The sequence below is a fragment of the Streptomyces longwoodensis genome, from assembly GCF_001514125.1.
Lineage (GTDB): Bacteria > Actinomycetota > Actinomycetes > Streptomycetales > Streptomycetaceae > Streptomyces > Streptomyces longwoodensis.
The window spans coordinates 144083-169561 of the sequence record NZ_KQ948563.1 but is presented as its reverse complement, the minus strand read 5'-3'; the positions used below and the strand labels follow the sequence as shown (position 1 = coordinate 169561).

The 25479-nt window shown below is 68.7% G+C and carries 27 protein-coding genes and 1 tRNA gene; 16 read left to right on the top strand and 12 right to left on the bottom strand.

All coding sequences use genetic code 11. The features are described 5' to 3' along the window. Positions 1-5 precede the first annotated feature (5 nt). A complete protein-coding gene (locus AQJ30_RS32145; RefSeq protein ID WP_067240926.1) occupies positions 6-386 on the bottom strand; it encodes a hypothetical protein in 381 nt (126 codons plus the stop codon). 302 nt (positions 387-688) lie between these two features. Here AQJ30_RS32145 and AQJ30_RS32140 point away from each other — a divergent pair, with 302 nt between their 5' ends. Next, complete coding sequence (locus tag AQJ30_RS32140) at positions 689-1828, top strand: MFS transporter (protein ID WP_067241068.1); 1140 nt, start codon at positions 689-691, stop codon at positions 1826-1828. Between the two features lie 22 nt (positions 1829-1850). Here AQJ30_RS32140 and AQJ30_RS32135 read toward each other — a convergent pair whose 3' ends face one another. Then, the gene (locus AQJ30_RS32135; protein ID WP_067240924.1) at positions 1851-2282 is read right to left on the bottom strand and encodes a VOC family protein; all 432 of its coding nucleotides are present in this window, start codon (positions 2280-2282) and stop codon (positions 1851-1853) included. A 119-nt stretch (positions 2283-2401) separates the two neighbouring features. On the opposite strand from AQJ30_RS32135, the gene AQJ30_RS32130 reads away from it, so the two are divergent. Further along, the gene (locus AQJ30_RS32130; protein ID WP_067240922.1) at positions 2402-3490 is read left to right on the top strand and encodes a hypothetical protein; all 1089 of its coding nucleotides are present in this window, start codon (positions 2402-2404) and stop codon (positions 3488-3490) included. 186 nt (positions 3491-3676) lie between these two features. On the opposite strand, the gene AQJ30_RS32125 is transcribed toward AQJ30_RS32130, so the two are convergent. The 4 genes from AQJ30_RS32125 to AQJ30_RS32110 all read right to left on the bottom strand — a co-directional run bounded on the left by AQJ30_RS32125 (position 3677) and on the right by AQJ30_RS32110 (position 7154). Continuing rightward, positions 3677-4510, bottom strand: coding sequence for a PIG-L family deacetylase (locus tag AQJ30_RS32125; protein WP_067240920.1), 834 nt, complete (start codon positions 4508-4510; stop codon positions 3677-3679). A gap of 207 nt (positions 4511-4717) precedes the next feature. Next, positions 4718-5191: a hypothetical protein gene (locus AQJ30_RS32120; RefSeq protein ID WP_159052405.1), complete on the bottom strand. Its 474-nt coding sequence runs from the start codon at positions 5189-5191 to the stop codon at positions 4718-4720. Positions 5192-5328: 137 nt separating this feature from the next. Then, positions 5329-6159 carry an alpha/beta fold hydrolase gene (locus tag AQJ30_RS32115; protein WP_067240916.1) on the bottom strand — a complete coding sequence of 277 codons (831 nt, stop codon included), beginning with the start codon at positions 6157-6159 and terminating at the stop codon, positions 5329-5331. A gap of 575 nt (positions 6160-6734) precedes the next feature. Beyond that, a complete protein-coding gene (locus AQJ30_RS32110) occupies positions 6735-7154 on the bottom strand; it encodes a DUF6578 domain-containing protein (RefSeq protein ID WP_067240914.1) in 420 nt (139 codons plus the stop codon). A gap of 783 nt (positions 7155-7937) precedes the next feature. Between AQJ30_RS32110 and AQJ30_RS32105 the strand changes: the two genes are divergently transcribed. After that, positions 7938-9200, top strand: a complete 1263-nt coding sequence (locus AQJ30_RS32105) for a TerD family protein (RefSeq protein ID WP_067240912.1) — start codon at positions 7938-7940, stop codon at positions 9198-9200. A gap of 548 nt (positions 9201-9748) precedes the next feature. Continuing rightward, a complete protein-coding gene (locus tag AQJ30_RS39645; protein WP_245727222.1) occupies positions 9749-10735 on the top strand; it encodes an HNH endonuclease signature motif containing protein in 987 nt (328 codons plus the stop codon). A gap of 328 nt (positions 10736-11063) precedes the next feature. Here the strand turns inward: AQJ30_RS39645 and AQJ30_RS32100 are convergent, their stop codons facing one another. After that, positions 11064-11441 carry a hypothetical protein gene (locus AQJ30_RS32100; protein ID WP_067241066.1) on the bottom strand — a complete coding sequence of 126 codons (378 nt, stop codon included), beginning with the start codon at positions 11439-11441 and terminating at the stop codon, positions 11064-11066. Between the two features lie 94 nt (positions 11442-11535). Then, a complete protein-coding gene (locus AQJ30_RS32095) occupies positions 11536-11949 on the bottom strand; it encodes an ATP-binding protein (RefSeq protein ID WP_245727220.1) in 414 nt (137 codons plus the stop codon). A gap of 213 nt (positions 11950-12162) precedes the next feature. Here AQJ30_RS32095 and AQJ30_RS32090 point away from each other — a divergent pair, with 213 nt between their 5' ends. The 11 genes from AQJ30_RS32090 to AQJ30_RS32035 all read left to right on the top strand — a co-directional run bounded on the left by AQJ30_RS32090 (position 12163) and on the right by AQJ30_RS32035 (position 19880). Then, positions 12163-12477, top strand: a complete 315-nt coding sequence (locus tag AQJ30_RS32090) for a putative quinol monooxygenase (RefSeq protein WP_067240907.1) — start codon at positions 12163-12165, stop codon at positions 12475-12477. Further along, on the top strand, positions 12467-13696 hold the full coding sequence (locus tag AQJ30_RS32085) for a helix-turn-helix domain-containing protein (RefSeq protein WP_067240905.1): 1230 nt from the start codon (positions 12467-12469) through the stop codon (positions 13694-13696). The genes AQJ30_RS32090 and AQJ30_RS32085 overlap by 11 nt, the downstream gene beginning before the upstream one ends. A gap of 315 nt (positions 13697-14011) precedes the next feature. Further along, positions 14012-14368, top strand: a complete 357-nt coding sequence (locus AQJ30_RS32080) for an SCO3933 family regulatory protein (RefSeq protein ID WP_067240903.1) — start codon at positions 14012-14014, stop codon at positions 14366-14368. Continuing rightward, complete coding sequence (locus AQJ30_RS32075; RefSeq protein WP_067240902.1) at positions 14368-15744, top strand: FtsK/SpoIIIE domain-containing protein; 1377 nt, start codon at positions 14368-14370, stop codon at positions 15742-15744. Before AQJ30_RS32080 ends, AQJ30_RS32075 begins: the two co-directional genes overlap by 1 nt. An 83-nt stretch (positions 15745-15827) precedes the next feature. Then, positions 15828-16424 (top strand): DUF2637 domain-containing protein, encoded by a 597-nt coding sequence (locus AQJ30_RS32070; protein ID WP_067240900.1) that lies wholly within the window; start codon positions 15828-15830, stop codon positions 16422-16424. An 11-nt stretch (positions 16425-16435) separates the two neighbouring features. Beyond that, a complete protein-coding gene (locus AQJ30_RS32065; RefSeq protein WP_067240898.1) occupies positions 16436-16627 on the top strand; it encodes a mobile element transfer protein in 192 nt (63 codons plus the stop codon). 17 nt (positions 16628-16644) lie between these two features. After that, complete coding sequence (locus AQJ30_RS32060) at positions 16645-16839, top strand: hypothetical protein (protein ID WP_067240896.1); 195 nt, start codon at positions 16645-16647, stop codon at positions 16837-16839. A 14-nt stretch (positions 16840-16853) separates the two neighbouring features. After that, complete coding sequence (locus tag AQJ30_RS32055) at positions 16854-17099, top strand: SpdD protein (protein ID WP_067240894.1); 246 nt, start codon at positions 16854-16856, stop codon at positions 17097-17099. 117 nt (positions 17100-17216) lie between these two features. After that, positions 17217-18536 (top strand): replication initiator, encoded by a 1320-nt coding sequence (locus AQJ30_RS37510; protein WP_079084437.1) that lies wholly within the window; start codon positions 17217-17219, stop codon positions 18534-18536. Beyond that, positions 18529-18711: a helix-turn-helix domain-containing protein gene (locus tag AQJ30_RS32040; RefSeq protein WP_067241065.1), complete on the top strand. Its 183-nt coding sequence runs from the start codon at positions 18529-18531 to the stop codon at positions 18709-18711. Before AQJ30_RS37510 ends, AQJ30_RS32040 begins: the two co-directional genes overlap by 8 nt. Then, positions 18711-19880, top strand: a complete 1170-nt coding sequence (locus AQJ30_RS32035; RefSeq protein WP_067240888.1) for a site-specific integrase — start codon at positions 18711-18713, stop codon at positions 19878-19880. The genes AQJ30_RS32040 and AQJ30_RS32035 overlap by 1 nt, the downstream gene beginning before the upstream one ends. Before the next feature lie 96 nt (positions 19881-19976). Here the strand turns inward: AQJ30_RS32035 and AQJ30_RS32030 are convergent. The 3 genes from AQJ30_RS32030 to AQJ30_RS32020 all read right to left on the bottom strand — a co-directional run bounded on the left by AQJ30_RS32030 (position 19977) and on the right by AQJ30_RS32020 (position 21905). Further along, positions 19977-20050 (bottom strand) — tRNA-Pro (locus AQJ30_RS32030). Between the two features lie 33 nt (positions 20051-20083). After that, positions 20084-20890 (bottom strand): Pr6Pr family membrane protein, encoded by an 807-nt coding sequence (locus tag AQJ30_RS32025; protein WP_067240886.1) that lies wholly within the window; start codon positions 20888-20890, stop codon positions 20084-20086. A gap of 88 nt (positions 20891-20978) precedes the next feature. Beyond that, complete coding sequence (locus AQJ30_RS32020; RefSeq protein ID WP_067240885.1) at positions 20979-21905, bottom strand: metallophosphoesterase; 927 nt, start codon at positions 21903-21905, stop codon at positions 20979-20981. Positions 21906-22137: 232 nt separating this feature from the next. Between AQJ30_RS32020 and AQJ30_RS32015 the strand changes: the two genes are divergently transcribed. After that, positions 22138-22602 carry a GatB/YqeY domain-containing protein gene (locus AQJ30_RS32015; protein ID WP_067240883.1) on the top strand — a complete coding sequence of 155 codons (465 nt, stop codon included), beginning with the start codon at positions 22138-22140 and terminating at the stop codon, positions 22600-22602. A gap of 214 nt (positions 22603-22816) precedes the next feature. Here AQJ30_RS32015 and AQJ30_RS32010 read toward each other — a convergent pair whose 3' ends face one another. After that, a complete protein-coding gene (locus tag AQJ30_RS32010) occupies positions 22817-25108 on the bottom strand; it encodes a transglycosylase domain-containing protein (RefSeq protein WP_067240882.1) in 2292 nt (763 codons plus the stop codon). Positions 25109-25479 lie beyond the last annotated feature (371 nt).

The following is a 25479-nucleotide window of genomic DNA, read 5'->3' as shown; positions in this document are numbered from 1 at the left end:
CTGGCTCACTGGTCCGAGTACCCGATGTCCCCGATGGTCCAGGCGCTCACGTCGGAGAGCGCCACGCGGTACATCCCGCCGGAGTCGGGGATGCCGTAGCTGCCCTGGAGGATGCGGGCGACGTGGAAGTGGAGGTGGGTCGGCGGCCCGTCACGCCGTGGCGCGACGGTGCCCTCGCGGGCGGAGCGGATGAAGACGGAGGCGAAGTCCCCGAGCTGCGCGGAATCCCGCAGGACCTCCGCCACGCGCTCCTTCCACATGGCCTCAGGGGCCAGTCGGCCCGTGATGACGGCCCCGGGGACCACGACGGTCAGGGACATCCGACTGGTGTGCTGCGACTCCACGAGCTCGGCGATGCCGACGAGCAGTTCGTCAGGGTGCGACATGGTGAGGAGCCTAGTAGGGCGCGCCCCCGGCGGACGCTGAAGGGGGGCGGATGCGCCTTGACGGGAGCGGACGGGGGAGCTGATCTGGCAGAGTGCGCCGCGGCCTGCGCCGACCGCGCCGTACGCGCCGTCACCGTTCGACAGAACCACCCGGAGCCCCGATGACCGCACGCGACGACGGCACGGAGGCCGCGCCCGGCCCCTCCCCGGAGGAGCCGGTCTCCTCCCCGGAGGAGCAGGGCGCGGCCCTCGAGGAGCCGGTCTCCTCCCCGGAGAGGCAGGGTGCGGCCCCGCCCCGCCAGATGTGGCCGCTGTACGCCGCCGGCTTCACCACGGCCTTCGGCGCGCACGGCATCGCCGCGAACCTCGGCGGCTTCTCCTCCGACGCGGTCACCTCCCTGCTGGTCCTGGGCGGCCTGCTGGCCCTCTACGACGGCGCGGAGGTCGTCCTCAAGCCGCTCTTCGGCACCCTCGCCGACCGGGTGGGCGCCCGCCCGGTGCTGCTGGGCGGCCTGGTCGCCTTCGCGGCCGCGTCCGCGGTGTACGTCGTGGCGGACAGCCCGGGGTGGCTGTGGGCGGCCCGGCTGGGCCAGGGTGCGGCGGCCTCGGCGTTCTCGCCGTCCGCCTCGGCCCTGGTCGCGCGGCTGAACCCGGCGGCGAAGCGGGGCCGGGCCTTCGGCGGCTACGGCTTCCACAAGTCGATCGGCTACACGCTCGGCCCGCTGCTGGGCGGGGTGCTGGTGTGGGCCGGGGGACTGCGCCTGCTGTTCGGGGTGCTGACGGTGCTGGGCGCGGGGGTGGCGGTGTGGGCGGCGCTGGCCGTGCCGGTCGTACCGCCGCTGCCGAAGGCCCGCCAGACGGTGCTCGACCTGGCGCGCCGCCTGGCCGATCCGTCCTTCCTCGCACCGACGGCGGCACTGGCCGCGGCGACGGCGGCGCTGTCGGTGGGCGTCGGCTTCCTGCCGGTCTCGGGACGCGCGGCGGGCCTGGGCACGGTGGCGACGGGGGCGGCGGTGTCGTTGCTGGCGGCGACCGCGGCAGTGGTCCAGCCGTGGGCGGGCCGCGCCCTGGACGAGGGCCGGGTGTCGACCCGCACGGGCCTGACCGCGGGCCTCGCTCTCACGGCGGCGGGCCTGGCCTGCGCGACGCTCCCCGGACTGACCGGCATCCTCACCGCAGCGGCCCTCACGGGCGCCGGAACGGGCCTGATCACCCCGCTCGGCTTCGCGACCCTGTCCACGCACACCTCACCGGAACGCCTGGGTCAGACGATGGGAGCCGCGGAACTGGGCCGGGAACTGGGCGACGCGGGCGGCCCGCTGCTGGTGGCGGGGGTGGCGTCCGTGTGGACCCTGACGTACGGCTACGTGACGCTGGCGGGACTGATCGGGCTGGCGGCGGTGGCGTCGTGGGCGACCAGGGCGAGGCCCGCCCGCCCCTGAACGACGCCGCCGGGAGGACGCCTCAACCCTGCTCCCCGCCGCCCGCGCTCCCCTCCCCGATGTCGACCATCCAGGGAACCCCGAACCGATCGGTACACGCCCCGTAGACGTCCCCCCACATCTGCTTCTCCAGCGGCACGGACACGGACCCGCCGTCGGACAGCTTCTCCCAGTAGCCCCGCAGCTCGGCGTCGTCGTCCCCGCTGAGGGCGACGGCGAAGTTGGACCCGGCGCTGAACTCGGCCCCGGGCGGCAGATCGCCCCCCATGAGCGTGAACCCGCTGCCCGACTCCAGCATCCCGTGCATGATCCGCTCGGCGTGCGGGGTCCCCTCCAGCCCGAACTCCCCGAACGTGCTGAGCGTGAGACTCCCCCCGAACACCTCCCGGTAGAACTCCATCGCCTCCCGCGCGTCCCCGTCGAACGTCAGGTAGGGATTCAGCCGCGACACCATGACAACCTCCACGAACCGGGACGAACGAACCGACCACTTCGCACGGTAGCGCGGGGCACTGACAGCGGCACGACGGAGATCCGCCACGGAAGGGGGCGCAACCTGCGAGGCTCGGGGCTGTGACGTACATAGTGACGGTGGATGTCGGCCTTCCCGGGGGCGTTCCGGAGCTGGGCCCGCTGCAGCGGGTCGGAGCGGTGGCTCTCCTGGAGGACGGGTTCGGCGCGGTCGACACCGCGAGGGCGCCCGCCGACCTGCGGGTCGACCTCGTGGACAGCGTCGTGGCCGTCCACCCGCGGGGAGCGCTGCTCAAGGTCGTCGTGGACGCCCCCGCACTGGAGGCGGCCGAACGTGCCGTGCGCTTCCTGGTGGAGGGACTGCTGGAGCGGTCCGAGCTGTTGGCCGACTGGCCGATCGAGCGGTGCGAGGTCGTCCTGCATTCGAAGGCCGCCCTGGAGAGCCTGGAGGCGGCGGAGGGCCCGGATGCTCCGCCGGCCGACCCGGCGGCCCGCAAGGCCCGGCACAGCGAGCCCCCTGCCCGGGCCGGCGCGGGGATCGGCTACGACGAGGACGCCGAGGCGCAGGGGGCCCGCCGCCGGATGCTGGGGCTGGCCGGCGAACTGCGCGCGTTCCCCCCGGAGGTGTTCGGCGGGCGGACCGAGGAGGACGCCCGGCTGGCCGCCGGCGCCCTGGTGTGGGCGACGGGCGTCCTGGTCGACCAGCTCTTCGAGGACGTGCAGACCCTGGCGGAGGAGGACACCACGGTCGCCGAGTGCGACAGCCCCCTGTGGCACCTGGAGGCCCTGCCCGCCAGATACGCGCTCCAGTACGACAGCCTGTTCGCGCGCCGCTTCCTGGTGACGGTGATCGCCCTGACCACCCGCTTCACGGACGGCACGTTCGCACGCCTGAGCTGCGTCGCGGAGGAACTCGCCCTGAAGCTGCTGCTGGCCGAGGTGCACGTGACCCTGGAGACCTTCGGCCTCCTGACCGACGACGTCTCGGCCGCGCTGGCGAAGTTCGCCGACACCGTCTACGAGGACATGGACCACGAGTGGCTCTACGACGACTCCATGGACGGCATCGACGAAAGCCCCGCCGGCGACGCCCTGGGGGTGTCCCCGATGCGCTTCGCGGAGTGGTTCACCCCGTTCGACAAGAACCGGCACGTGCATCCGTACGCGACGGGAGAACGTGACGGCGACTGACCATGCTCGTCTTTGGCGGCCTGCTGCTCGGACTCGCAGTGGCGGAGGCCTGGTCCTGGCTCGCGGTAGCCGGCTTCGCCCTCATGACCCCGGTCTACGCAGTACAAGGCACCCGCCGACTGCGGACGCGGCGCCGTCGCCCGACGGCTTGCGCGGAACGACAGGCTTAGCGCTCGACCAAGAGGATCAGCGCAGTCCGGCGAAGAGGTCGTTCTCGGGTACGTCCGCGCCGGTGGTGTCCTGGACCCGCAGGAAGGTCTCCACGCCCATCAACTCGCCGAACCTCTCCTTGCCCATCCGGAGGAAGAAGATGTTCTCGCCCTGACTGGCGTGCGCGGCCAACGCGTCGAACTTCTGGCCGCTGAACGCGGTGGCGTCCACCCAGGTGGTGATCTCGTCGTCGGGCAGGCCGATCTCGCCCATCGCAGCGACCTCGGCGGGATCCGGCTCCGGCATGTCCGGCTGGAACTCCCGCATGAGCTCGCCGAACCGCTGCATCCCCGAGCGGGGCACCGTGGTCCAGTACACCTTCGGGGTCAGCCCGGACATCTCCAGCGCCGCCATGGTGATGCGGTGGGCCTGGATGTGGTCGGGGTGGCCGTAGAAACCGTTCTCGTCGTAGGTGACGACCACATCGGGCCGGTAGTGCCGCATGAGGTCCGCGAGCCGGGCCGCGCCTTCCTCCACGGGGGTCTGCCAGAAGGCCCCGGGGGCATCGTTGCTCGGCCAGCCCATCATCCCGGAGTCGGCGTACTCCAGCAGCTCCAGGTCACTGATCTTCAGGATCTCGCAGCTCGCCTCGAGTTCCTGACGACGCATCAGGGCGACGGCCGCCGGATCGTGCCCGGGCTCGCCCGGCTTGACCCCCCCCGGCCCGTCCCCGCACCCGCCGTCGGTACAGGTCACGAGAACCGTACGGATGCCTTCTGCGGCATACCGCGCGAGAACCCCTCCGGTCCCTGTGGCCTCGTCGTCGGGGTGAGCGTGCACAGCCATGAGCGTCAGGGGCCGGTCGGTCATCTGGCAGTCCTCCTGCGGACGTACGTCCTGGTTCCTCGCGGTTGCCGGATTCCCCGCCCGTGCGGCGCCGGCCTTCCGGCCCATCCAACATCACCGGCCGGACCCGATGTTCCCCACGCGGCTGGGCACGTTCTCCGCTCGCACCTCTGGGGAGACGCTGCTGCCGTTCGTTCCCCATGGGCCGAAGGTGAGGTGCGCCCAGCAGCGTCAGAGTGACCGATCGGGGAACAGCAAGGCGTCCAGAGCCGCTCGGGCCCCGGCGACCCCACGGCGCCACTTCTCACTCCGCAGGGCCGCGACGTCCCACTCCACCACCGGTTCCGCACCGGTCGTGCAGTAGCCGTAAACCTGGTCGGCCACCTGGTCGGTGAGGAGTTCGTCGTAGTGGAACGTCCCCTCGAAAGCCGTCCAGGCCACCGCCCGGGTGTCTGCGCAGACCCGCCGAAGTACCGCTCGTGTGTACTGGCGCAGATCGAGCGAGGTGTCGACGAAGTCGACGTCGTACGACACCAGACCGAGCCGCTCGACAGCCTCGGGCTGTTCCAGCAGGGGGTACGGCAGATAGGCGTCGGGGACCATCCCCGCGAGGTGAAAGGCCTCCTTCGGCAAGGGGACGTTGCCGGCGCCGATGACGAACACGTTCACCGAGAGGGGACCACGCCAACACAGGTACTCGTGCACCCCGCCCGCCGTCATCCTTCTTCCCCTCCCGTCGACAGCACCAGCACGTGCACGGTCGTCCGCCTGCCAGTCACCTGCGGGACCGCCCCGTACCGGGCCATCATGAACGGGGCGGACGCAGGGGCCGGCCGCCGGGGTCAGGAACGGATGAACGCGAGGATGTCCGGGTTGAGGACCTCCGGGTGCGTCGACAGCATCCCGTGCGGATAGCCCTCGTAGGACTTGAGGGTCCCGTTCTTCAGGAGCTTGACCGTCAGGGGTGCCGAGTCGTCGTACGGGACGACCTGGTCGTCGGTTCCGTGCGCGACGAGGACGGGCACGTCGATCTGCTTCAAGTCCTCGGTGAAGTCGGTCTCGGAGAACGCCGCGATGCACTCGTAGTGCGCGTTCGCCGCGCCCATCATGCCCTGCCGCCACCAGTTGTCGATCAGACCCTGCGACACCTGCGCTCCGGGACGGTTGAAGCCGTAGAACGGCCCCGAGGGAATGTCGATGAACGTCTGGGCCCGGTTGCCGGCAACGCCCTCACGGAAGCCGTCGAAGACCTCCTTCGGCAAGCCGCCCGGGTTGGCCTCCGTCTTCAGCATCAACGGTGGCACCGCACCCACGAGGACCGCCTTCGAGACACGGCCGGGCTTTGCACGGGCGACGTAGCGGGCGACCTCGCCACCGCCGGTGGAGTGTCCGATGTGCACGGCTCCGCGCAGGTCGAGCGCGTCGGTCAGGGCGGTCACGTCCGCGGCGTAGGTGTCCATGTCGTGGCCGGTCGCGGTCTGGGTGGAGCGTCCGTGGCCCCGGCGGTCGTGGGCGATGACCCGGTAGCCCTGCGCCAGGAAGAACAACATCTGGTTGTCCCAGTCGTCGGCGCTCAGCGGCCACCCGTGATGGAAGACGATCGGCTCCCCGTCCCGAGGACCCCAGTCCTTGTAGAAGATCGTGGTGCCGTCGCCGGTCGTGACAGTGCCCATCGCAGAATCCTCCGCTCGTCCAGGCGCACCTCGGCCACGGAGCGAAGGGTGGGAGGCACGCGGGACATCACGCCCAGAGGGCGCGGTCCGGGTGTAAGGCCACATTACGCCCGGCGCCTGCGGGCCACATCCGCAGCTGGTCGACGCCCGCCCTATACGTTGGGACAGAAACAGGTGAGGCACCTAGGACCGCGCCTAGGTGCCTCACCTGGTGTTTTGGCTGTCGGGGTGGCGGGATTTGAACCCACGACCTCTTCGTCCCGAAGCAACTCGGGTGAGGGTGCTGCTTGTGGCTGATGCGGCTCTCACCTGCGCAGATGGTCCGCAGACGTTCGCGCTCGTCCGCCGTTGTTCGTCGGCGTTGTCACGCAGTTAGACACTCACTGGTGCTGCGTCCTGCTGGTGCCTATCGCGGAACAACACCTGATGCGTAGCTCTGGCCCGATCGGTCAGCGACGGTCATACCGCCGGCTCCGATGCACCTGAGGGACGTTACCGGACGGGGTCGGCCGTTGAGGTTGCGGTACGGAGTTGCTGTTCAGCGACCGGGCAGGAAGCCTGTCGCGCCAGCTCCTTCATCGACCGCGAGCAGCCGCACCCTGCGGTCCGTCTGTGGCACGCCGGGCCGTGACCAGATAGCCCGCGAAGCTAACATCCGGCCTGGCCGTCGCCCACCCGTCCGCCTCCTTGACCGGAACCAGCACGGTCGTGCCCGGAACGGGGTAGTTCACATTGTCCGTGGAGCCCGGAGGTACCTCGTAACGACAGTGCACCTCGGCTATCGACACCACCTCTACTGAGGCTGGTGCGTGCCCCTCCCCTTGGCCGTGATGCTCCTCGCGGAAGTTGATCTCATTCGCAAGTTCGCTGCCAACGACGTCGGCGTACTCCTCCGGATCGACCTCCAGCAGCGTCCAGGAGACAACATCCCCTGGCGCGAAACTCTTTCCGCAGCACTGGACCTGCCAGTCATCGACCCAAATCGTCAACGTCATCTCGCCATTGTCCGCCGAGCGTCCGGAGCTCATCAGGGGCCTCGCGCATGATCGACGACACCCGCATCAGGAGTTTGGTCTGACCGCCTGTCCACACATGCTGCGCGGGGTGACCGTGGCTGTGTCAGACCGCACCGTGCCACCGCTGTCCGCTGTCGCTGATGTCAACCGGGGATGTCACCTCGCACAGGCTGAGGTCACTTGCGACGCTTGCGTGTCTTCGCCTTGCGTTCGGCTTCCTTGCGTTTCTCGATGGTGTACGACGACCACTCGCCACGGTGCAGGTTGCATCGCGACGCACCGACCATGGCCAGCCGCCGGCAACGAGTGCCCTTCGCCGTGAGCGCTCCACGCCTGGACTGCGTAGCCACCACGTCTCCCACCCCCGGTCTCGGCCGTTGTGCGGACCAGTGCAGAGTTGCCGGGCACATGTCCTCTATGGAAGGCGCACTGCTCCGCGCAGCGGTGCACGGCGACCCAAGGAGGTTGCTCGGGGGCGCACGCTTTCCAACTGTGTTGATCGGGTGACGGGATGCGTGCAGGGGCGTTCACCTGCGTTCAAGGGCGGCTGTCCGTCAGTGTGGAGACAGCGCTAAGTCCCGCCTGAACGGCCGTGAACGGCGCTGAATGAGACGGAAACTGAGACGGGCGGTTGGACTGCCGGCGCGCCTTGCCACCTCAGATGATCACCTGGAGAGTGCTTCACCGCAGGAGATCACTGTTTTGTCCTACACGGACCGGCTGGGGGTACCACGATGTACGCACCACCGTGAGAGGGCACCCATGACTACCACTCTTGCCAAAGGCGGCAACACTGTCTTGTCCGCAGCGGTCTGCCGCGTCACCCTCACCTCGCTCACAACAGGCATCGACGTTTCTGCTGTTCTGCTCGGGCAGGACGGCAAGGTACGGAGTGATGACGATCTGGTCTTCTACAACCACTCGTCGCAAGACGGGGTCGTACTGAACGGGCAGACGATCGTTGCGGATCTGGTCGCGCTCCCTGCGACAGTCGACCGTGTCGCGGTCGTCGCCAGCATTGACCCTGAGCTGCGGGTTACTCACTTCGACGAAAGCAACACTCCTCACGCGGTCATCGAGTGTGGGAGCGCACGGATCACCTTTGCGCCGCCGCCGCTCATGCACCGGGAGACAGTGGTCATCCTCATTGAACTTTACAGGCGGGCAGGCGTCTGGAAGGCAAGGGCAGTAGGCCAGGGGTGGGATACGGGGCTGGCGGGTCTAGCCTCGGACTTCGGCATCGTTGTAGATGACCCCGGGCCGTCCACGGCGCAATCTCCATCTTCGGCGACGGGCGCGCAGACTCGGCCCACGCCTACTGTGCCGCCACGACCCACCTACGCACCGAACATCTCACCGGGTGCGCCAGTGCCGCAGACGCCACCGACGCGCCCTCTCGTCCCGCTGGGCAAAGTCGCCCTCACAAAGGCCGGCCAGGCGACCATCGACATGCGCAAGGACGATCCAAGCCTCGTCGTGACCGCCACACTCGAATGGAACGGCGGGAGCGCAGCCCGAAGGCAAGCCGGTGCTGACCTTGACCTCTACGCCCTCTATGTTCCCGGGAGTCTCGTCACCCCGCTTGGCAAGCGACCGAACAAGTCAGATCAGGTGGTGTACTACCGACAGCTCGGGTCGCCTTTCACGCCGCCCTACATCGCCCTGGATGGCGACTCTCGGGTGCCGGGCCGCGAAACGATTACGATCCGCCGCCCCGACCTCCAGGGCTACGTCCTTCTGTGTGCCTACAGCGCCGTGGAAAACGGGACCGGTTCGTTCAAGTCCTACGGTGCTCGGGCAGTCATTACCGACGGGCGGGGTTCCACAGTGACGGTGCCGCTGTTCAACAACCGCAATTTGTCCTACTGGGTCGCCATCGCTTTGATCGACTTCACCGTTCCGGGCGGTGCCCAGATCCGGCACGTAGAGAAGTACAGCGGCAACCATGTTGAGGCCCGCCCCACCCTTTACTCGAACGGAAACTTTCGCATGAGCACTGGAAAGGTCGAATTCAAAACTAGATAGTCCGAAGAATGATCAGATCCATCTTCAAGTGCAAGGGACACTTGTCCACTTGGGCGTTCATCCCAACGAAAAGGTCGGCGTAACAGCACTGGCGAGGTTCACTGACCGAGTGAAGGCGGCCTGCCGGCGTTCCCCCTCGATACGAACTACGGGCGGGGCGGTCGCTGAGGTCTGTTGGGCAGGTGGCCCAGATGCCTGTGGTCGATGACGACTGGCTACAGTCGCAGTGGTTGCTGTACTCCGCTGCTGTACAGCAGAGCAGCCTCCTCATGCCGGTTCTCCTGGCTTGGGCATGATGCATCCAGTGTCGCAGATCGACTCCGGTGGCCCAGGCCGGAGCGGGTGAAGGCGGTCACCGGTGGGTGTCGGCTGTCAGCCTTGGTCAGCCTCGGACGGCCCAGGGGATAAGCATCGCGGCCCCGGCTGCTAGCGCTTGGCACCCCTCGTGGCCTAGCACTTCAGGTGCAGCTTCAGCTAGTCGACTGCTGGGTGTCAGTGCGGTCTGCCATGCTCCGAGTGCCATATAAGACCGTGGCCTAGGGGGGCTCGTGGCCAAGAAGACGCGACAGCAAGCACAGAAAAAGAAGACCCAAAAGGGCGTAGCGATTTACCATGACATGAAGGTGTACGAGAACTTTGAGCGGAGCGCTATTCGCATTTTCGAGTGCGTCAAGGCAGCCGAAAGGAAATCGCCAGGCGCCCCGCGTTTTCTGTACATCGACATCCAGGGGCACAGGAATGAAGCTGGCGGATACGACCACGACGCCCTTGAATTGATCAAAGATTTCACGCTCGGGTTCCTGGGGGACTACCTAACGGAGATCCACACCCCCCTTTACGGTGCGCGGAACCCGCGTAAACAGTGCAATGATATTCCAGACGTCTTGCGTATCAATCATCCAGATGATGGCAGCAAGTACGGGTACGATGCCGGATCACTAGGGATTCAGCCCCGAGAGAAGGAGCCAGTCAACAGGAAGACGGCACCCACCGTACGGGCGATTACCGAATATCTTGGCATGCAAGAAGCCGCCTGCCTGGTGTGCTGGCGCAAGCCTGTCGAGCGGGCACACGTTGTCCCGACTGCACTCGGGGGCTCGATGGATGTCAGGAATTTTGCGCTGCTGTGTTCAGACCATCACGCCGAGGCTCCGGATGTGGCTGACGCGGAGAGCTTTTGGGCGTGGATTGACTACGCAGGGCTAAGGGATAGTCCGGACATGCTGGCGGGCACACCTGAGGAGATCAATGAACCTCGGAGGCAGAATCTTTCGACCGGAAAGGAACCCCGCGAACCTGTGTCCTTCTTTTCGGCAGTGAAGGAGGAATTGAGATCTCTCTACGGCTGGACGGATGATGATCTCGGTGCAGTAGCCTGGCCGGACCTGATGGATGAGTTCCATCGTGTTCTGGACACGGCAACAGGACGACACTTCTCTATTGATAAAAAAGTCTCCACTTACGCCTGGGCTTATGATATCGCCCTGAGGAGGGTCAAAGGAGACGCTCGCCGTGTCGTACGTGACAGCCCATGACGTAGGTCGGCGGAGCGGCTTTGGGCTGGAGCTGCTTTGGGGCGAGTGATCATGGCCCCGTAAGCTTCCGGCGCGTCGGGCAGTCTGTGGACCTGCCCGGTAAAGCACGACGTTGGGGCCATGATCTTAGAGGCTCGCCCCAAAGTGGCTGCCTAAAGCCGTGGAGCCGACCGCCCCAGCCACAGAGGGTGTCTCCCACTTCATGCCCGCAGCCGCCGAGCGCGCCGCCGGGCGCGGCCAGCCGGGGCGCAGACAGGAGGCAGGCCGCGCCCGGCGGCGCGCGCCCGCGCCGTGCGCGGGCACTTGAACTCGTGAAGAAGGTTGTTACTCAGTCGGACGCCTGGGGCTTGAAGGCATGCGCGCAGATCGGTAGTTCGTTGCTCTGGCGGTGCGCGAGCTCCAGGAAGATCACGGGTCGGATCGTCCACGTGATGCGTATGTCCTCGTGGGTCACTGACACCGTGCAGGACTCGGCGCGCAGAAGTGCTCGCCTGGTTTCGATGCGGCCGTCATACAGCCACTCCCAAGCGGCGTCCGAGGCGTCTGGGTCAAGGGCCGGGGAGATCGTGCGCAGCGTGACTGCTACCCATCGATCGGCCTGGGGCGCCGAGTACGCGTCGAAGGAGGCGAGCAGCGCCGGCCTTCGCTGTTCGGTGAGGTCTTCGGTCCAGCACTCGCACCAATAACCGCGTCGTGGTTGCTTCATCGGCACCCGTGGCCTCCTGCGGCGACCGTGCGCCCGCCGTTGTCGTCATCACTTCTCCTGGGCACGTCGGCCCAGCAGGTGTCCCGCTTGGGCTTCAGACGCACTGCGCTGACTCCTCGATGCCTGCGTGGACGCGCAATTCGGCTGTGACCGTGCGGCCCGAGTCGTCGCCCTGGACCGTGACGCTGTCCGCGACTGCGGTCACCAGAGCTAGCCCGCGGCCGTGGGTGGAGTTGAGGGGCGGCTCCTGGACCTCGGGAGTCGTCTTCGTGTCGCCCGAATCGGTCACCGCGATCGTGATCGTCCGTTCGGACACGGTGAGCGCGACGTGGAAGGTGCCCGCGCCGTCGCCACTGGCGGTGTGGGCGAGCGCGTTGGTGCCGAGTTCCGTGACGATCAGCGCGGCGTCGTCCGTGTGCGGGTGGCCGTCCAGCGTGGCGCGGGTCCAGCGGCGTGCGGTGCTGAGTTCTTGAGGGACCCCGGGGAAGGTTCGTCCGTGGGTGGGCATGGCGTCCTCCATGGCGGTGACCTGCTGCCTTCCGGGCCAGCCGGGCCGACCGGCTGACACGGACCATTCAGAGCCGTACAATTAGTACTAGCACCGTACCGAATGTGCGCGTACCGGGAGTGCGGGTTCGTACTTTTCGTGCGGGCGGTCGGCGCATAGCGTTCGCCGGGTGGTCTGGTGCTGGCCTGGATGCCGATGGAGAGAGGACCTCGCATGTTCGGACTGATGGTGCGTTTCACCTGCAAGGACGAGGCGTCGGCGGCAGCCTTCGACGACCTCGTGGCGCGGACCGGGGAGTTGATCCGCGCGAACGAACCCGGAACGGTGATCTACACCGTGCACCGCGTTGACGGGCGCCCGCTGGAGCGGATCTTCTACGAGCTGTACCGGGACAAGGACGCCTTCGAGGAGCACGAGTCGAAGGACTACGTGCGGGCCTTCCTCTCCGAGCGGGACAAGTACCTTGCGGCGACAGAGGTCGACCGTCTGGACTTCGTGTCCGGCAAGGGCGTGGACGTTGAGCACTGAGTATCAGAAGGCGCTGGGCCGCAAGATCGCCTTTCATCGCAAGCGACGCGGCCTCTCGCAAAAAGAGTTCGCCGGCCTGCTGGAGCGATCCGAGGCGTGGGTGTCCCAGGTCGAGCGGGGCGTACGGCGCATCGACCGCATGACCGTGCTGGAAAAGGTCGCCGAGGTGCTGGAGGTCCCGATCGGCGAGCTGGCGGCCGAGGCGCCCATCGTCGCGTCGGTGGCCGAGGGGGAGTTGCCGGGGGCCAGTCGGCTACGGCTCGTGCTGAGTGCCGCGCACTCACTCAGGGCCGTCCTTGGCCGGCAGGACACGTCCCCTGATGTGTCGGCGCTCCGCTCAGAGGTCGACCGTGCCTGGGAGTTGACGCACCAGGGCAACTACGCCGACTTGGCCGAGCTGCTCGAAGGGCTCGTTCCCCGGCTGGAGGCGGCCACCCGAGCCGTTGCCGAGGCGGAGCGCCCAGAGCTGTTCCGGCTCCTGGCCGTCATGTACCACACGTGCAGCGGAGCGCTTGCGAACATGGGAGAGCCCGAGGCGGCCTGGATCGCCGTCGACCGGGCCGTGGTCGCCGCTGAACGGGCCAATGATCCGCTCCTGATGGCGGCTGGTGAGTTCCGGCTCTCGATCGTGTTCCTCGGGGCACGGCACTTCGAGCAGGCGGCTCAGGCGTCCGGCAGTGCGGCTGACGCGCTGCAACCCTTGGCGGAATCGGGTCAGGCCGAGGCAGTAGCGCTCCGTGGAGCGCTGACCCTGCAACGGGCCGTTGCCGCTGCCCGGCTGAACCTGGCCGACGAGGCGTACGGCTACCTCCGTGACGCTCGTGCCATGGCCGAACAGGTCGGCGACGGACGCAACGACTACAACACCGAGTTCGGTCCGACCAACGTCGGCTTGCACGAGGTGGCCGTGGCGGTTGACCTCGGCGACGCCGGCGTGGCTCTCCGAGCCGCTCAATCGGTCGATGCGTCAGGGCTGTCCGCGGAGCGGCAGACGCGGTTCCAAATCGACGTGGCGAGGGCCTACGCGCAGCGTCGGCAGGTCCCTGACGCCGTAGCGGCGCTGATGAAGGCGCGTGGACTGTCCTCCGAGATGGTGCGGTCCCTGCCGATGGTGAAGCAGATCGTGGCGGACCTGCTGACCATGAGCCAGCCGCCCTCTGAGGAGCTTCGTTCCTTGGCGGGCGAGTTGGGCGTACACGAAGTACGGACTGGTACCTGAAGTACTAGACAGTACTAGGAGTGCGGGTTACTGTGGTTGGCGTCGGCACGCCCCTTCGCGTCCAGCGGAGTTGACGTGCGGGCGTGCGAACGGCCGGAACAGGAAGGCAGACCTGTGCCGGCACGTGAGCGAAAGAGGCCACAGAAAGCAGATGTGGCCTGAGCGGGAGGCAGCCCACTCAGGCCGGGTGCGTCGTTGGCATCAACGCTCTTGGAGCGTATCGCGCCCAGTCGGTATGAGGTCAACCTCCCGTTGCGTAGGCGTTCGTCACTGATTGCACCGTGCGTACGGTGCTGCGCAAGGGAGTTCAGTTCTGTGCGTGTGATCCGTATGGAGACTTCGGCGGCCACAATCCTGCTGACCGAGGCCCCGGAACCCAAGGTCCGCGACCGGCAGACCGGTGAGATCGCCAAGGATGCCGTGAGCGGTGAGGCGCTGATGACCATCGGCGTCGTCTACATCGAGGACGGCGAGTCCTCCCTGATCAAGGTCACCGTCCCGGAAAGCGGCGTCACCGAGGGCCTGACCCTCGGTTCCCCGGTTTCCCTGGTGGGCCTGATGGCCCGGCCGTGGGAGTCCGTGTTCAACGGTCAGCAGCGTCACGGCATCGCCTTCCGTGCGGCTGCGGTCACGCCGGCCGCCTTCCCGGCCGCCGTCGGAGCCACCGCCTGATGTCCGACTGGGCGACATTGGTGGAGGTGGGCGGCCCTCTCGCCACACTCGGTGGTGGGGTCGCCTACACCCGGGCTCGTCACCCGGGGATCTACTGGTCCACGGTCGGCCTGCCGTTGTCGACGGCCCGGCTCCTGGGCTCCTACGGCTCCGTCATGGAGGCGTGCGGGCTCACGGTGCAGCCTTCCCGGCTGCGTGCCCTCGCGGTGAGGGCGACGACTCGACGTGACGTCCGACCGGTGCCGCCTCGACGCGGAATCATCCGGCCCACCTCGACGGGCCTACGGATTCGGCTACGGCTGGCCCCCGGGCAGGAACCCGCCGATGTCACTGCGTCGGCCGAACGGCTCCGCCACGCCTGGGGTGTTCATGCCGTGTACGTGCGGGACGTAAAGCCCGGTGTCGTTGAACTCAGGCTCGTCGGCTACGACGTCTTACGCAGGGTGCGCATGCCGCGTCATGTCGACCACGGGCTTCTCGGCGTGCCGGTGGCGTTACGGGAGGACGCGACCGCGTTCGTCCGCGACTACCGCGCCGTACCGCATGAACTCGTCCTGGGCGCGACGCTGTCCGGCAAGTCCATGTACCTCCGGCACCTCATCTCCGGTCTCGCGGCGCACCCCGTCGCCCTGGTCGGCATCGACTGCAAGCGCGGCGTCGAGCTGGCGCCGTTCGCCTCGCGGCTGTCCGCGCTGGCGACCGACCCGGACGAAGCGGCCGAGCTGCTGCCGGTCCTGGTCCGGGAGATGGAGGACCGGTACGACCTGATCAAAGCCCGGCAGGGCATCGCACCTGGCATCCCGGACGAGGAGATCACCTCGGACATCTGGGGGTTGCCCGCGAGTGAACGCCCGGCCCCCATCGTGCTGTTCGTCGATGAGGTGGCCGAACTCTTCCTCGTTGCCACCCGCAAGGACGAGGAACGGCGGGATGAGATGGTCACCCATCTCATCCGCCTTGCCCAGCTGGGCCGCGCAGCTGGCATCTACCTCGAAGTGTGCGGGCAGCGCTTCGGCGCCGAGCTGGGCAAGGGCGCGACCATGCTGCGAGCCCAGCTGACCGGCCGTGTCTGCCACCGCGTCAACGACGAAGCCTCCGCCAAGATGGCGCTCGGCGACATCGCACCCGAAGCGGTCGACGCGGCCTGTTCCATCGCCCCAGAACTGCCCGGCCTCGCCGTCGTCGGCGACACCTCCGGCGGCTGGTCCCGCATCCGTACTCCGTACCTGTCACTCGCCGATGCTGCGGCCACCTGCCGGGAATCGGCTCACCTCGCCCCCGACGTACCGGCGCTCGCGCCCTACCGCCCGTACGTCCCGCCCGTGCCCGTGGAGACGCCCGGAACGGCGACCGTTCCCCGCCCGGTGACCGAGTAGCCGTACGCCACCCCTCGGCCGGCGCGGCCATACCGCGCCAAGTCCCTACCCCCTCCATGCCCGAAATCGGAAGGAGTGGCGCCGTGCGTGCCCTGCCCGTCCGTCTCGACGCCGTACTCGTCCAAGCGGTGATCGCCGCCGCACTGTCCTTCGCCCACCTGCACGACCTGGCCTCGGCTGCCGGACAGGACGGCTGGAAGGCGTGGGCCTATCCGGTCTCCGTCGACCTGTTGTTGGTGGCGGCCTGGCGGCGACTGCGCTCCGGCGGGGCGAAGGCGGCCGGGTGGTCCTGGTTCCTCGTCGCACTGACCGCGTCGCTCGGCGCCAACGTCGCCACGGCCGGGCTCCTCGACCTGGGCGCCGTACCGGCCTGGCTGCGCATCCTCGTCGCCGGATGGCCCGCGGTCGCCTTCCTCGGCGGCACGCTCCTCGCCCACATCGCACACGAGACGACCGACGCACCCGAAGCGGCCGGCCCCGAGCTGACCGCAGTGGAGCCCGCCCCCCAACCGGTCACCATCCGCCCCGCGGTGCCGGTCCCGGTCGCGCTCGTCACTCATGCCCGCAAGGTCGCGGACGAACACCGCGCCCGGACCGGGACACCCATCGACACCCCCACCCTCCGCGCGCGGCTCGGCGTCCCCGCACCGCTGGCCGAAGCCATCGCCGCACAGCTCTGAAAGGAGCGCTCATGCCCGCCAACCGCCGCTTCCGCCGGGTCGTCCGCATCGGCCCGGTCCAGGTCGGCACCTACTACGACGGCCGGGGCCGTGAGAAGCACGCCGCTGTGTGCACAGCTCCGCGCTGCGGCTTCTCCGTCGACTACGACAGCCGGGCCGCCGCCGAGCTGGCCGCCCGCACCCACCGCTGCCGCGTCCGCTGACCTTCTGAGGAGAACCCGTGACCGTCTCGCTGCCGCTCGTCTTCGTCCTGGGCGTCATCGCCTGGGCCGCGATCAAGTTCCTCGGTGTCCGCCTGTGGGTCGCCGTCGTGATTGCCCTGTTCGGCTTCTGGCTCTCCCACACCTTCCTCGCCCCCGCCATCGAGACCGGCACCCGTACCGGAGTCGGTGTCGTCAACGGCACCGACAAGTGAGAAGGAGGCTCGCCGTGCTATTTCGCCCGCGGCTCCCCGACGTCCCGCACCTGCCCACGACCGTCGTCACGGACCGGAACCGCGATCCCGTGCCCTCCGCCGGCCGCCCGCTCACCCCCTACGTGGGTGCGGTCGCCGCGGTGGTCGTCGTCGGCGTCGTCCTCACCGCGCTCCTAGCCGCGGTCGCCATATCGGCCGTGTCCGTGGCCATCGCCGCCGTGGTCCTGCGCTCCCTCACCAACGAAGCCAAGAGGCGCTGACCGGCCGCCGGGGCGGCAACAACGCCGCCAAGCATCCCGCCGCCCCGGGGCCTTCCCTCCCGACCGACGCATCAGCCGAAAGGAAGTCCCATCATCACCCGGCAGACTCCGCCCCCACTGGCGGAACTCTCCACACTCGCCTCGCTCGGCACCCTGCCCGAGCTGGCTCACCAGCTCTCCGGCCTGGGCAGGTGCACCCATCCCATCCGTCTCGACGGTCACCGCAGCGAATACGCCGTCGACACCCGCACGGGCGAGATCGGCAACGCCCTTCGCCATCTCGACTCGGCCACCCTCCCGGCCGGTCAGCTCCTGGTCCGGTGCAACAACCGCCGCGCCACCCGCTGCCCGGCCTGTGCAGAGGTCTACTGCCGCGACACCTACCACCTGGTCACCGCTGGCTTACGAGGCGGCAAGGGCACCCCCGACCGGGTCGCCTCGCACCCCCGGGTCTTCGCCACCTTCACCGCCCCCGGCTTCGGCCCGGTCCACAACCGACGTACCGACGGCCGTCCCTGCCGCTGCGGCGCCCACCACGACCAGGCCGACACCGCGCTGGGCACGCCCCTCGACGCGGACACCTATGACTACGAAGCGGCCGTTCTCTGGAACGCACACGCGGGCGCCCTATGGCGACGGTTCTCGATCTACCTCCGCCGGGAGGTCGCCAAGCGAGCCGGCCTCACCCAACGGGCATTCCGGAACCACGCCCGGATCTCCTTCGCCAAGGTCGCCGAGTACCAGAAGCGGGGCGCCGTCCATTTCCACGCGGTCATCCGCCTCGACGGCCCGGAAGGCGGCGACACCCCACCCCCGGCCTGGGCCACGGCCGAACTGCTCGCGGACGCCATCGAAGCAGCCGCAGTCCTCGCCCGCATCGCCGGCCCGGAGATCGACGGCTGGGCCCACACGTTCACCTTCGGCCGTCAGCTCGACGTCCGCACGATCCGGTCCGCTGACTTCGACGGCGGCCAGGAGCTGACCGAGCGGGCGGTTGCGGCGTACATCGCCAAGTACGCCACCAAGGGAGCCGAGACAGCGACGGGCACCCTGGACCGGCCGATCCGCTTCCTCGCTGAACTGGCACAGGCCCGGATCACCGACCACGCCCGCCGCATGATCCGAACGGCCTGGACCCTCGGCGCACGCAAGGAGCTGGCAGACCTCCGCCTGCGGGCCTGGGCCCACATGCTCGGGTTCCGCGGCCACTTCTCCACCAAGTCCCGCCGCTACTCCACCACTCTCGGCGCCCTCCGCGACGCTCGCGCCGAATGGCGCCGCTCCCAGACCGCTACCGCCTTGCCGCAGGACGGTGAAACGACTCTGGTCCTTGCCCACTGGGTTTTCGCCGGGACCGGCCTCAGCGCCGGTGAAGCCTGGCTCGCCGCATCGCTCGAACCCGCTCCCGGAACCGAAGGAGAACCAACGCCTGCGTGACGACGAGCTGTTGACCGTGGCCGATGTCATGGCTCGCCTGAAGGTCGGGCGGTCGACGGTCTACGACCTGATCCGTACCCGCCGCCTGCCCTCTGTCGCCATCGGCAGGTGCCGGCGCATCCCGGCCTCCGCCGTGGGCGAGTTCATCGCCGGGCAGTTGGAGCGTGCGGCCTGATGACCAAGCGCCGTAGCCGTGGTGACGGCGGCCTGCACTGGGACGAGAAGCGACAGCGGTGGATCGCCACGGCGAACCTCGGGTTCGATCCGAGCGGTAAGCGGATCGTGAAGCGGGGGAGTGGCAAGACCAAGACGGAGGCGAAGACCAAGCTCAAGGAGGTGCTGAGGGACCACGAGGACGGCCTAGCCATCGCGCCCACCAACTACACGGTCAAGGACGCCGTGGCCGACTGGCTGGAGTTCGGATTGGCGGGCCTCGACCCCAGCACCGTCGAGACCGTCACGCTCCTGAGCCGCAATCACGTCATCCCGTCTCTCGGCGCACGCAAGCTGCGCGACCTGAGTGCGGAGGACGTGGATCGCTGGCTGGCCACCAAGTCGAAGACGCTCAGCACGCGCACGCTCCAGGGCATCCACTCCTGTCTCAACCGTGCGGTCAAGCGGGCCATGGCGCGGGACAAGGTGAAGCGCAACGTCGTCGAGCTGTGCTCGGTGCCGCAGGGACAGGCCGGTCGTCCGTCGAAGGCGCTCACCTTCGCCCAGGCCGAGGCCGTGCTCAAGGGCGCCGAGGGGACCTCGATGTATGCGTACATCGTCGTCGCTCTGCTGACCGGAGCCCGCACCGAGGAACTGCGGGCCCTCACCTGGGATCACGTCTTCCTCAAGGGCCGGCCGGACCTCGACCCGCCGCAGCCTCCGCACATCGCGGTCTGGCGGTCGGTGCGGAGGAGTGGGGACACCAAGACCCGGAAATCTCGGCGCACGCTCGCCCTGCCGGCGCGCTGCGTGGATGCCCTCTGGCAGCAGTTCGAGGATCAGGGCTGGGACCGGCTTGCCGCTGATGAGGAGTGGGAGGAACACGGCCTGGTCTTCTCGTCGGCCGTGGGCAAGCCGCTCGACGCGGCCAACGTCCGCCGCGCCTTCCGCCAGGCGCTCAAGGGCATCGACGGGATCAACGCGGAGGAGTGGACGCCGAGGGAGCTCCGGCACAGCTTCGTGTCCCTGCTCTCCGATCGGGGCGTCCCGTTGGAAGAGATCTCGCGGCTTGTCGGGCACTCCGGGACCGCCGTCACCGAGGAGGTCTACCGGAAGCAGATCCGGCCCGTGATCCAGACCGGCGCGGTGGTCATGGACGGCATCTTCGGCACGCAGGATCGGCGCTCGTAGACACGCAGAAGCGTTAGTCACTCAGATAGACACGCAGGCAAAAACAAGAAGACCACCTAGGAACGTTCCTAGGTGGTCTACCTGCTGTTTCGGCTGTCGGGGTGGCGGGATTTGAACCCACGACCTCTTCGTCCCGAACGAAGCGCGCTGCCAAGCTGCGCTACACCCCGGTGTCGCTGCTCGTCGCGGCGACGTCGTTTACTTTAGCCCACCGGAGGCTGGAGACGAAATCCGGTTTTGGTGTGGTGACGGGTGGGGTTCGGGCGGGCGTGGTCCAGGGCGACCAGGGCGAGGGCCAGGGCGTAGAAGGCCAGGCCGAGGAGGAGGGCGTTGGCCAGGACGTGCCGGTAGCCGTGGGCGGCCACGTCCAGGAACGGGTAGAGGTACCGCGTCCCCTTCTCACCCTTCGCCGCCACCGTGCCCGGCATTCCCAGTGCCCCTCGGGCCAGTGTGAACACCAGGTACACCACCGGGTACACCAGCCACGACGCCGCCTGCCGCAGCCGCAGCGCGCCCGGTGCCGTCAGCAGCAGCCAGTCCAGGACCGCCGCCGCCGGGACCACCGTGTGCAGGAGGACGTCCGCCAGTTGGTGCCAGCCCGTCGGCGCGGCGCCCGGGGTCGTCACCGAGAACGGCGGGGTCCTGTCCGACAGGAGCAGGTGGTCCACCAGCGCCGTCATCACCGTGTAGAGCAGCACCGCTCCCGTCAGCGCCGACGGGAGCGGCTTGCGGGCCGTCCAGGCCCGCCGTGCCGACGTTGCCGTCACCAGCGCCAGCAGGATCGTGCTCTGCACCGCGAAGTGGCTCAGTACCCGTACGGGACTCCCCAGCAGCAGGGTCAGGGCCACCGTCCCCGCCGCCAGACCCGCGATCAGCAGGCGGAACAGCCCCACCAGGGGGCGCCGGACCGGGGCCACCACCGCCGCCGCGGGGACGTAGGAGGGGATCAGCGCGTGCGTGCGGGGGATCGCCGGCAGCTCCGGGATGTCCCTGGGTATCGGTGCCGTCATGCCCTCAAGTTAGGCAAAAGGGGCATGACCTGCTATAGGGGTGCACCGTTCGGGTGGTGAGCAGTGTGGCGAGCGGACCGCCCCGGCGCTACTCCCGCCCCACCAGCGTCAGCAGCGTCGCCTCCGGCGGGCACGCGAACCGTACCGGGGTGTACCGGCTCGTCCCGCAGCCCGCCGAGACGTGCAGGTATGCCGTCCTGCCCTCCGCCGTGTGCTTGGACAGGCCCTTCACCCGGTCCGTGTCCAAATCGCAGTTGGTGACCAGGGCGCCGTAGAAGGGGATGCACAGCTGGCCGCCGTGCGTGTGGCCGGCCAGGACCAACGGGTAGTCGTCCGCCGTGAACGCGTCCAGCGCCCGCAGGTACGGCGCGTGCACCACGCCCATCGAGAAGTCGGCCGAGCCGGACGGGCCGCCCGCGACCCGCTCGTAGCGGTCCCGCTTGATGTGCGGGTCGTCCACGCCCGTGAGCTCCACCGCCACGCCGTCGACCTTCAGCACGCCCCGCGTGTTCGTCAGGTTGAGCCAGCCGCCCGCGTCGAAGCCGTCGCGCAGGTCCTCCCACGGGTTGTGGACGGCGCCGACCACCGGCGGGTTGCCGTTCAGGCCGTGCCGGCCGCTGAGCTTCTCCAGCAGGTAGCGCCCCGGGTTGCGCAGCGTGGGGCCGTAGTAGTCGTTCGAGCCGAAGACGTACGCCCCGGGGAACTCCATCAGCGGGCCGAGCGCGTCCAGCACCTCGGGCACGCCCTCCGGGTCCGACAGGTTGTCGCCCGTGTTGATCACGAAGTCGGGGCGCAGGCCCGCCAGCGAACGCAGCCAGCGCTGCTTCTTGCGCTGGCCGCTCACCATGTGGATGTCGGAGACCTGCAGGACGCGCAGGGGGCGCATGCCCGACGGCAGCACCGGGACCGTCACCCGGCGCAGGCGGAAGGAGCGGGCCTCGAAACCCGCCGCGTACACCAGACCGGCGGCGCCAACCGCCGTGATTCCCAGGGGGATTTTGTATCGCGCGCGCATACGTCCATCGTCTCAGACCCGGGGGGTGGGGCGGCGCGCCGCGGGTCGTGAGTCATTGCCACCCCGCCCCCAACCATCGACACCTCGCCCCCCGAGCCATCGCCACCCGTCACCCAAGCCATCGCCCCCCGCCTCCCGGCCCCCGGCCCCCGGCCCCCGGCCCACCGCCCCCCGTCACCCGCCCCGGAAATCCGCGGGCGGCCCCCCTCCCGCACCTGCGACAATCAACGACATGACCACGCTCAAGTCGAAGCTGCAGGAAGACCTCAACGCCGCGATCAAGGGGCGCGACGAGCTCCGCTCCTCGACGCTCCGGCTGACGCTCGCCGCGATCACCAAGGAGGAGGTCGCGGGCAAGGAGAAGCGCGAGCTCTCCGACGACGAGGTCCTGAAGGTGATCACCAAGGAGGCGAAGAAGCGCCGTGAGGCCGCCGACGCCTTCGCCCAGGGCGGCCGGGCCGAGCAGGCCGAGCGGGAGCAGGCCGAGGGCGAGGTGCTCTCCGCGTACCTGCCCAAGCCGCTGAGCGACGACGAGCTGAACGCGATCGTGGCCCAGGCCGTCGAGGAGGCCAAGGCCGCCGGCGCCGAGGGCCCCCGCGCCATGGGCGCCGTCATGAAGATCGTGAACCCGAAGGTGGCCGGTCAGGCCGAGGGCGGCCGCGTCGCCGCCGCGGTGAAGAAGCACCTCGCCGGCTGACCCCGACGTCGGCGTGCCACCCAACTGACCCCGACGTCGGCGGACCACTCGGCTCGCGTACGACGTCGGCGGGCCACCCGGCTCGCGTACGACGTCGGCGGGCCACCCGACCTGCGTACGACGCCGACCCCGACGCACGAAACGGCCCCTGCTCACCGGAGCAGGGGCCGTTCCCGTCCCACCGATCAGGCGCGGTCACGCCGTCACCGCGACCTCAGCGCCGCCCTCCGCTCCCGTTCCCACGCCCCCCGTTGCCCTGCCCCTGGAACAGGTTGTCCGGGAAGGAGACCGTCGGGGCGGGCCCCCCGCCACCGTTGCCGCCGTCGCCCGTGCCGCCGTTCAGGAAGCCGCCGATGAAGCCGCCGCCGTCACCGTTGCCGTCACCGTTGTCATCGCCGCCGTTGTCGTCGCCGTCGCCCGGGTCGCGGTCCTTCTTGTCGTCCGGGATGTCGACGGTGTGGAAGTCCGGCGAGTCCTTGCCGTCCAGGGCGCCGGTCATGGCGTCCTTCCAGATCGGACCCGGCGTGTCACCGCCGTAGACTTGGGCGTGGTAGCGGCCGCCGATGGTGATGTCGGTCATCTCCACCTTCTGGGTGGCGCTGCCGACCCACACGGCGCCGGAGAGGTTGGGCGTGTAGCCGACGAACCAGGCGTTCTTGCGGGAGTCGGTCGTACCCGTCTTGCCGGCGTTGTCGCGGTCCTTCAGGCCCGCCGCCTGGCCCGTACCGGAGTCGATCACGCCCTGGAGCAGGGTGTTGATGGTGTCCGCGGTCTTCTCGCTCATCGCGCGCGAGCAGGTGGACTTCGGGACCTCCAGCGACTTCTGCTGGTCGCCGACCTTCTGGGTGATCGACTCGATGGCGATCGGCGTGCAGTACATGCCGCGCGAGGCGAAGGCCGCGTAGGCCGAGGCCATGGTCAGCGGCGAGATGCCCTTGGAGCCGAGCGCGATCGCGGGGACCTGGGGGAGCTTGTCGCCGTTGCCCTGCACCACGTGCAGCCCGTCGGTCATGTCCATCACCGGGCACAGGCCGATGTCGGAGATCATCTGCACGAAATAGGTGTTGACCGACTTGGCCATCGCCTCGCGCAGCCGGTAAGGACCGTGCTCCGACTCGCTCTCGTTCTCCAGGCGGGTCCCGTCGGTGTTGACCCACTGCTTGCCGTCGCACGTCCGGACCGGGCTCGGGTACTCCATCTCGTACGGCGAGGAGTACTCCTGGGTGGGCGGGCGGCCCTGCTCCAGCGCGGCCGCGGCCACGAAGGGCTTGAACGTCGAACCGGTCGGGAAGCCGAAGTTCGAGCCGCCCCGGTCGGAGCCCACCGAGTAGTTGATCTCGGTCTCGTTCTTGCCGTAGCCATACGGCTTGGACTGGCCCATCGCCAGGATCTTGCCGGTGCCGGGCTCGACCAGCGTGGCGGCCGCGGCGACCTTGTCCGACTTGTAGACGTGGTCCTTGAGCGAGTCCTGCACCGACGCCTGGGCCTGCGGCTCGAGGGTCGTGCGGATGGTCAGGCCGCCCTGGTTCCAGATCTTGGCCCGCTCCTCCTTGGTCCGGCCGAAGACCGGGTCGCTCAGGAAGACCTTCTCGACGTACTTGCAGAAGAAACTGGCGCCCTTGGTCGCCGTGATGCAGCCGTTCTTCGGCTGGGTGGTCTTCAGGCCCAGCGGGGTCTTCTTCGCCGCGTCCGCCTCCGCTTGGGAGACGTCACCGACCTCGGCCATGCGCTGCAGCACGACGTTGCGCCGCTCGATGGCCTGCTCGGGCTCGTTCATCGGGTCGTAGAAGGTGGGGGACTGGACGATGCCCGCCAGCAGTGCCGCCTCCGGGAGGGTCAGGTCCTTGGCGTGCTTGGAGAAGTAGCGCTGGGAGGCCGCCTCCACGCCGTAGGCCTGCTCACCGAAGAAGGTGATGTTCAGGTAGTTCTCGAGGATCTTCTTCTTGCCCAGCTCCTCCTCGACCTGGATCGCGTACTTCAGTTCGCGGATCTTGCGGCCGATGGTCTGCTGGGTGGCCTCGGCGACCTTCGTCGGGTCGTCGCCGGCCTCCTCGATGAACACGTTCTTCACGTACTGCTGGGTGAGCGTCGAGGCGCCCTGGCTGACGCCGCCGCTCTGGGCGTTCTTGTTCAGCGCGCGCAGGATGCCCTTGAGGTCGACCGCGCCGTGCTCGTAGAAGCGCGAGTCCTCGATCGCGACGATCGCCTTCTGCAGGTACGGCGAGATGCTCTTCAGCGGCACCACCGTGCGGTCGCGCGAGTAGACCGAGGCGATCTGGTGGCCGTCGGCGTCCAGGATCGAGGTGCGCTGGCTCAGCGGCGGGGTCTTGAGGTTGGCGGGGAGTTCGTCGAACGACTCGACGGAACCCTTGGCGACCAGCCCCAGCGCGCCCACCGCGGGCAGCGCGATGCCGGCCAGCACCGCTCCCGCGAGCACACTGACACCGAGGAACTTGGCGGCCTGCTGTGTGGCGGACAGGCCACCGCCCGATCGCTTCTTTGGCATGGGGGCAGCCTACGTTCTCATTCGCCGGACACGCGTATATGCCTTGGCCTAAGCTGCTCTCAACTGTCACAGCAGCAGGGCTACGTATCAATACGTCCGGCGACCCCGAATCGTTCCGGAGGCTCCCCGATTTCTTGGTGGAGGCGTGTCCGAATCCGCCTTCTGTGTCATCAGGCGTCCGGTGTGACGAGCTAAAAATGTCCCGCTTTGCCGGGATGGTCGCGCATGTCGTGGGCTCACTCCCCCGGGTGATCTGCCGCTTACCCATAGTCCGTTCGGGCCATTCAAGATTGGGCCCGGAGGGGGTGTTGCGCTGCGCCCACCTTCCGTAACGTCCTCAACTGGCGGCGGTGAATATGCCGCTTGCCGCC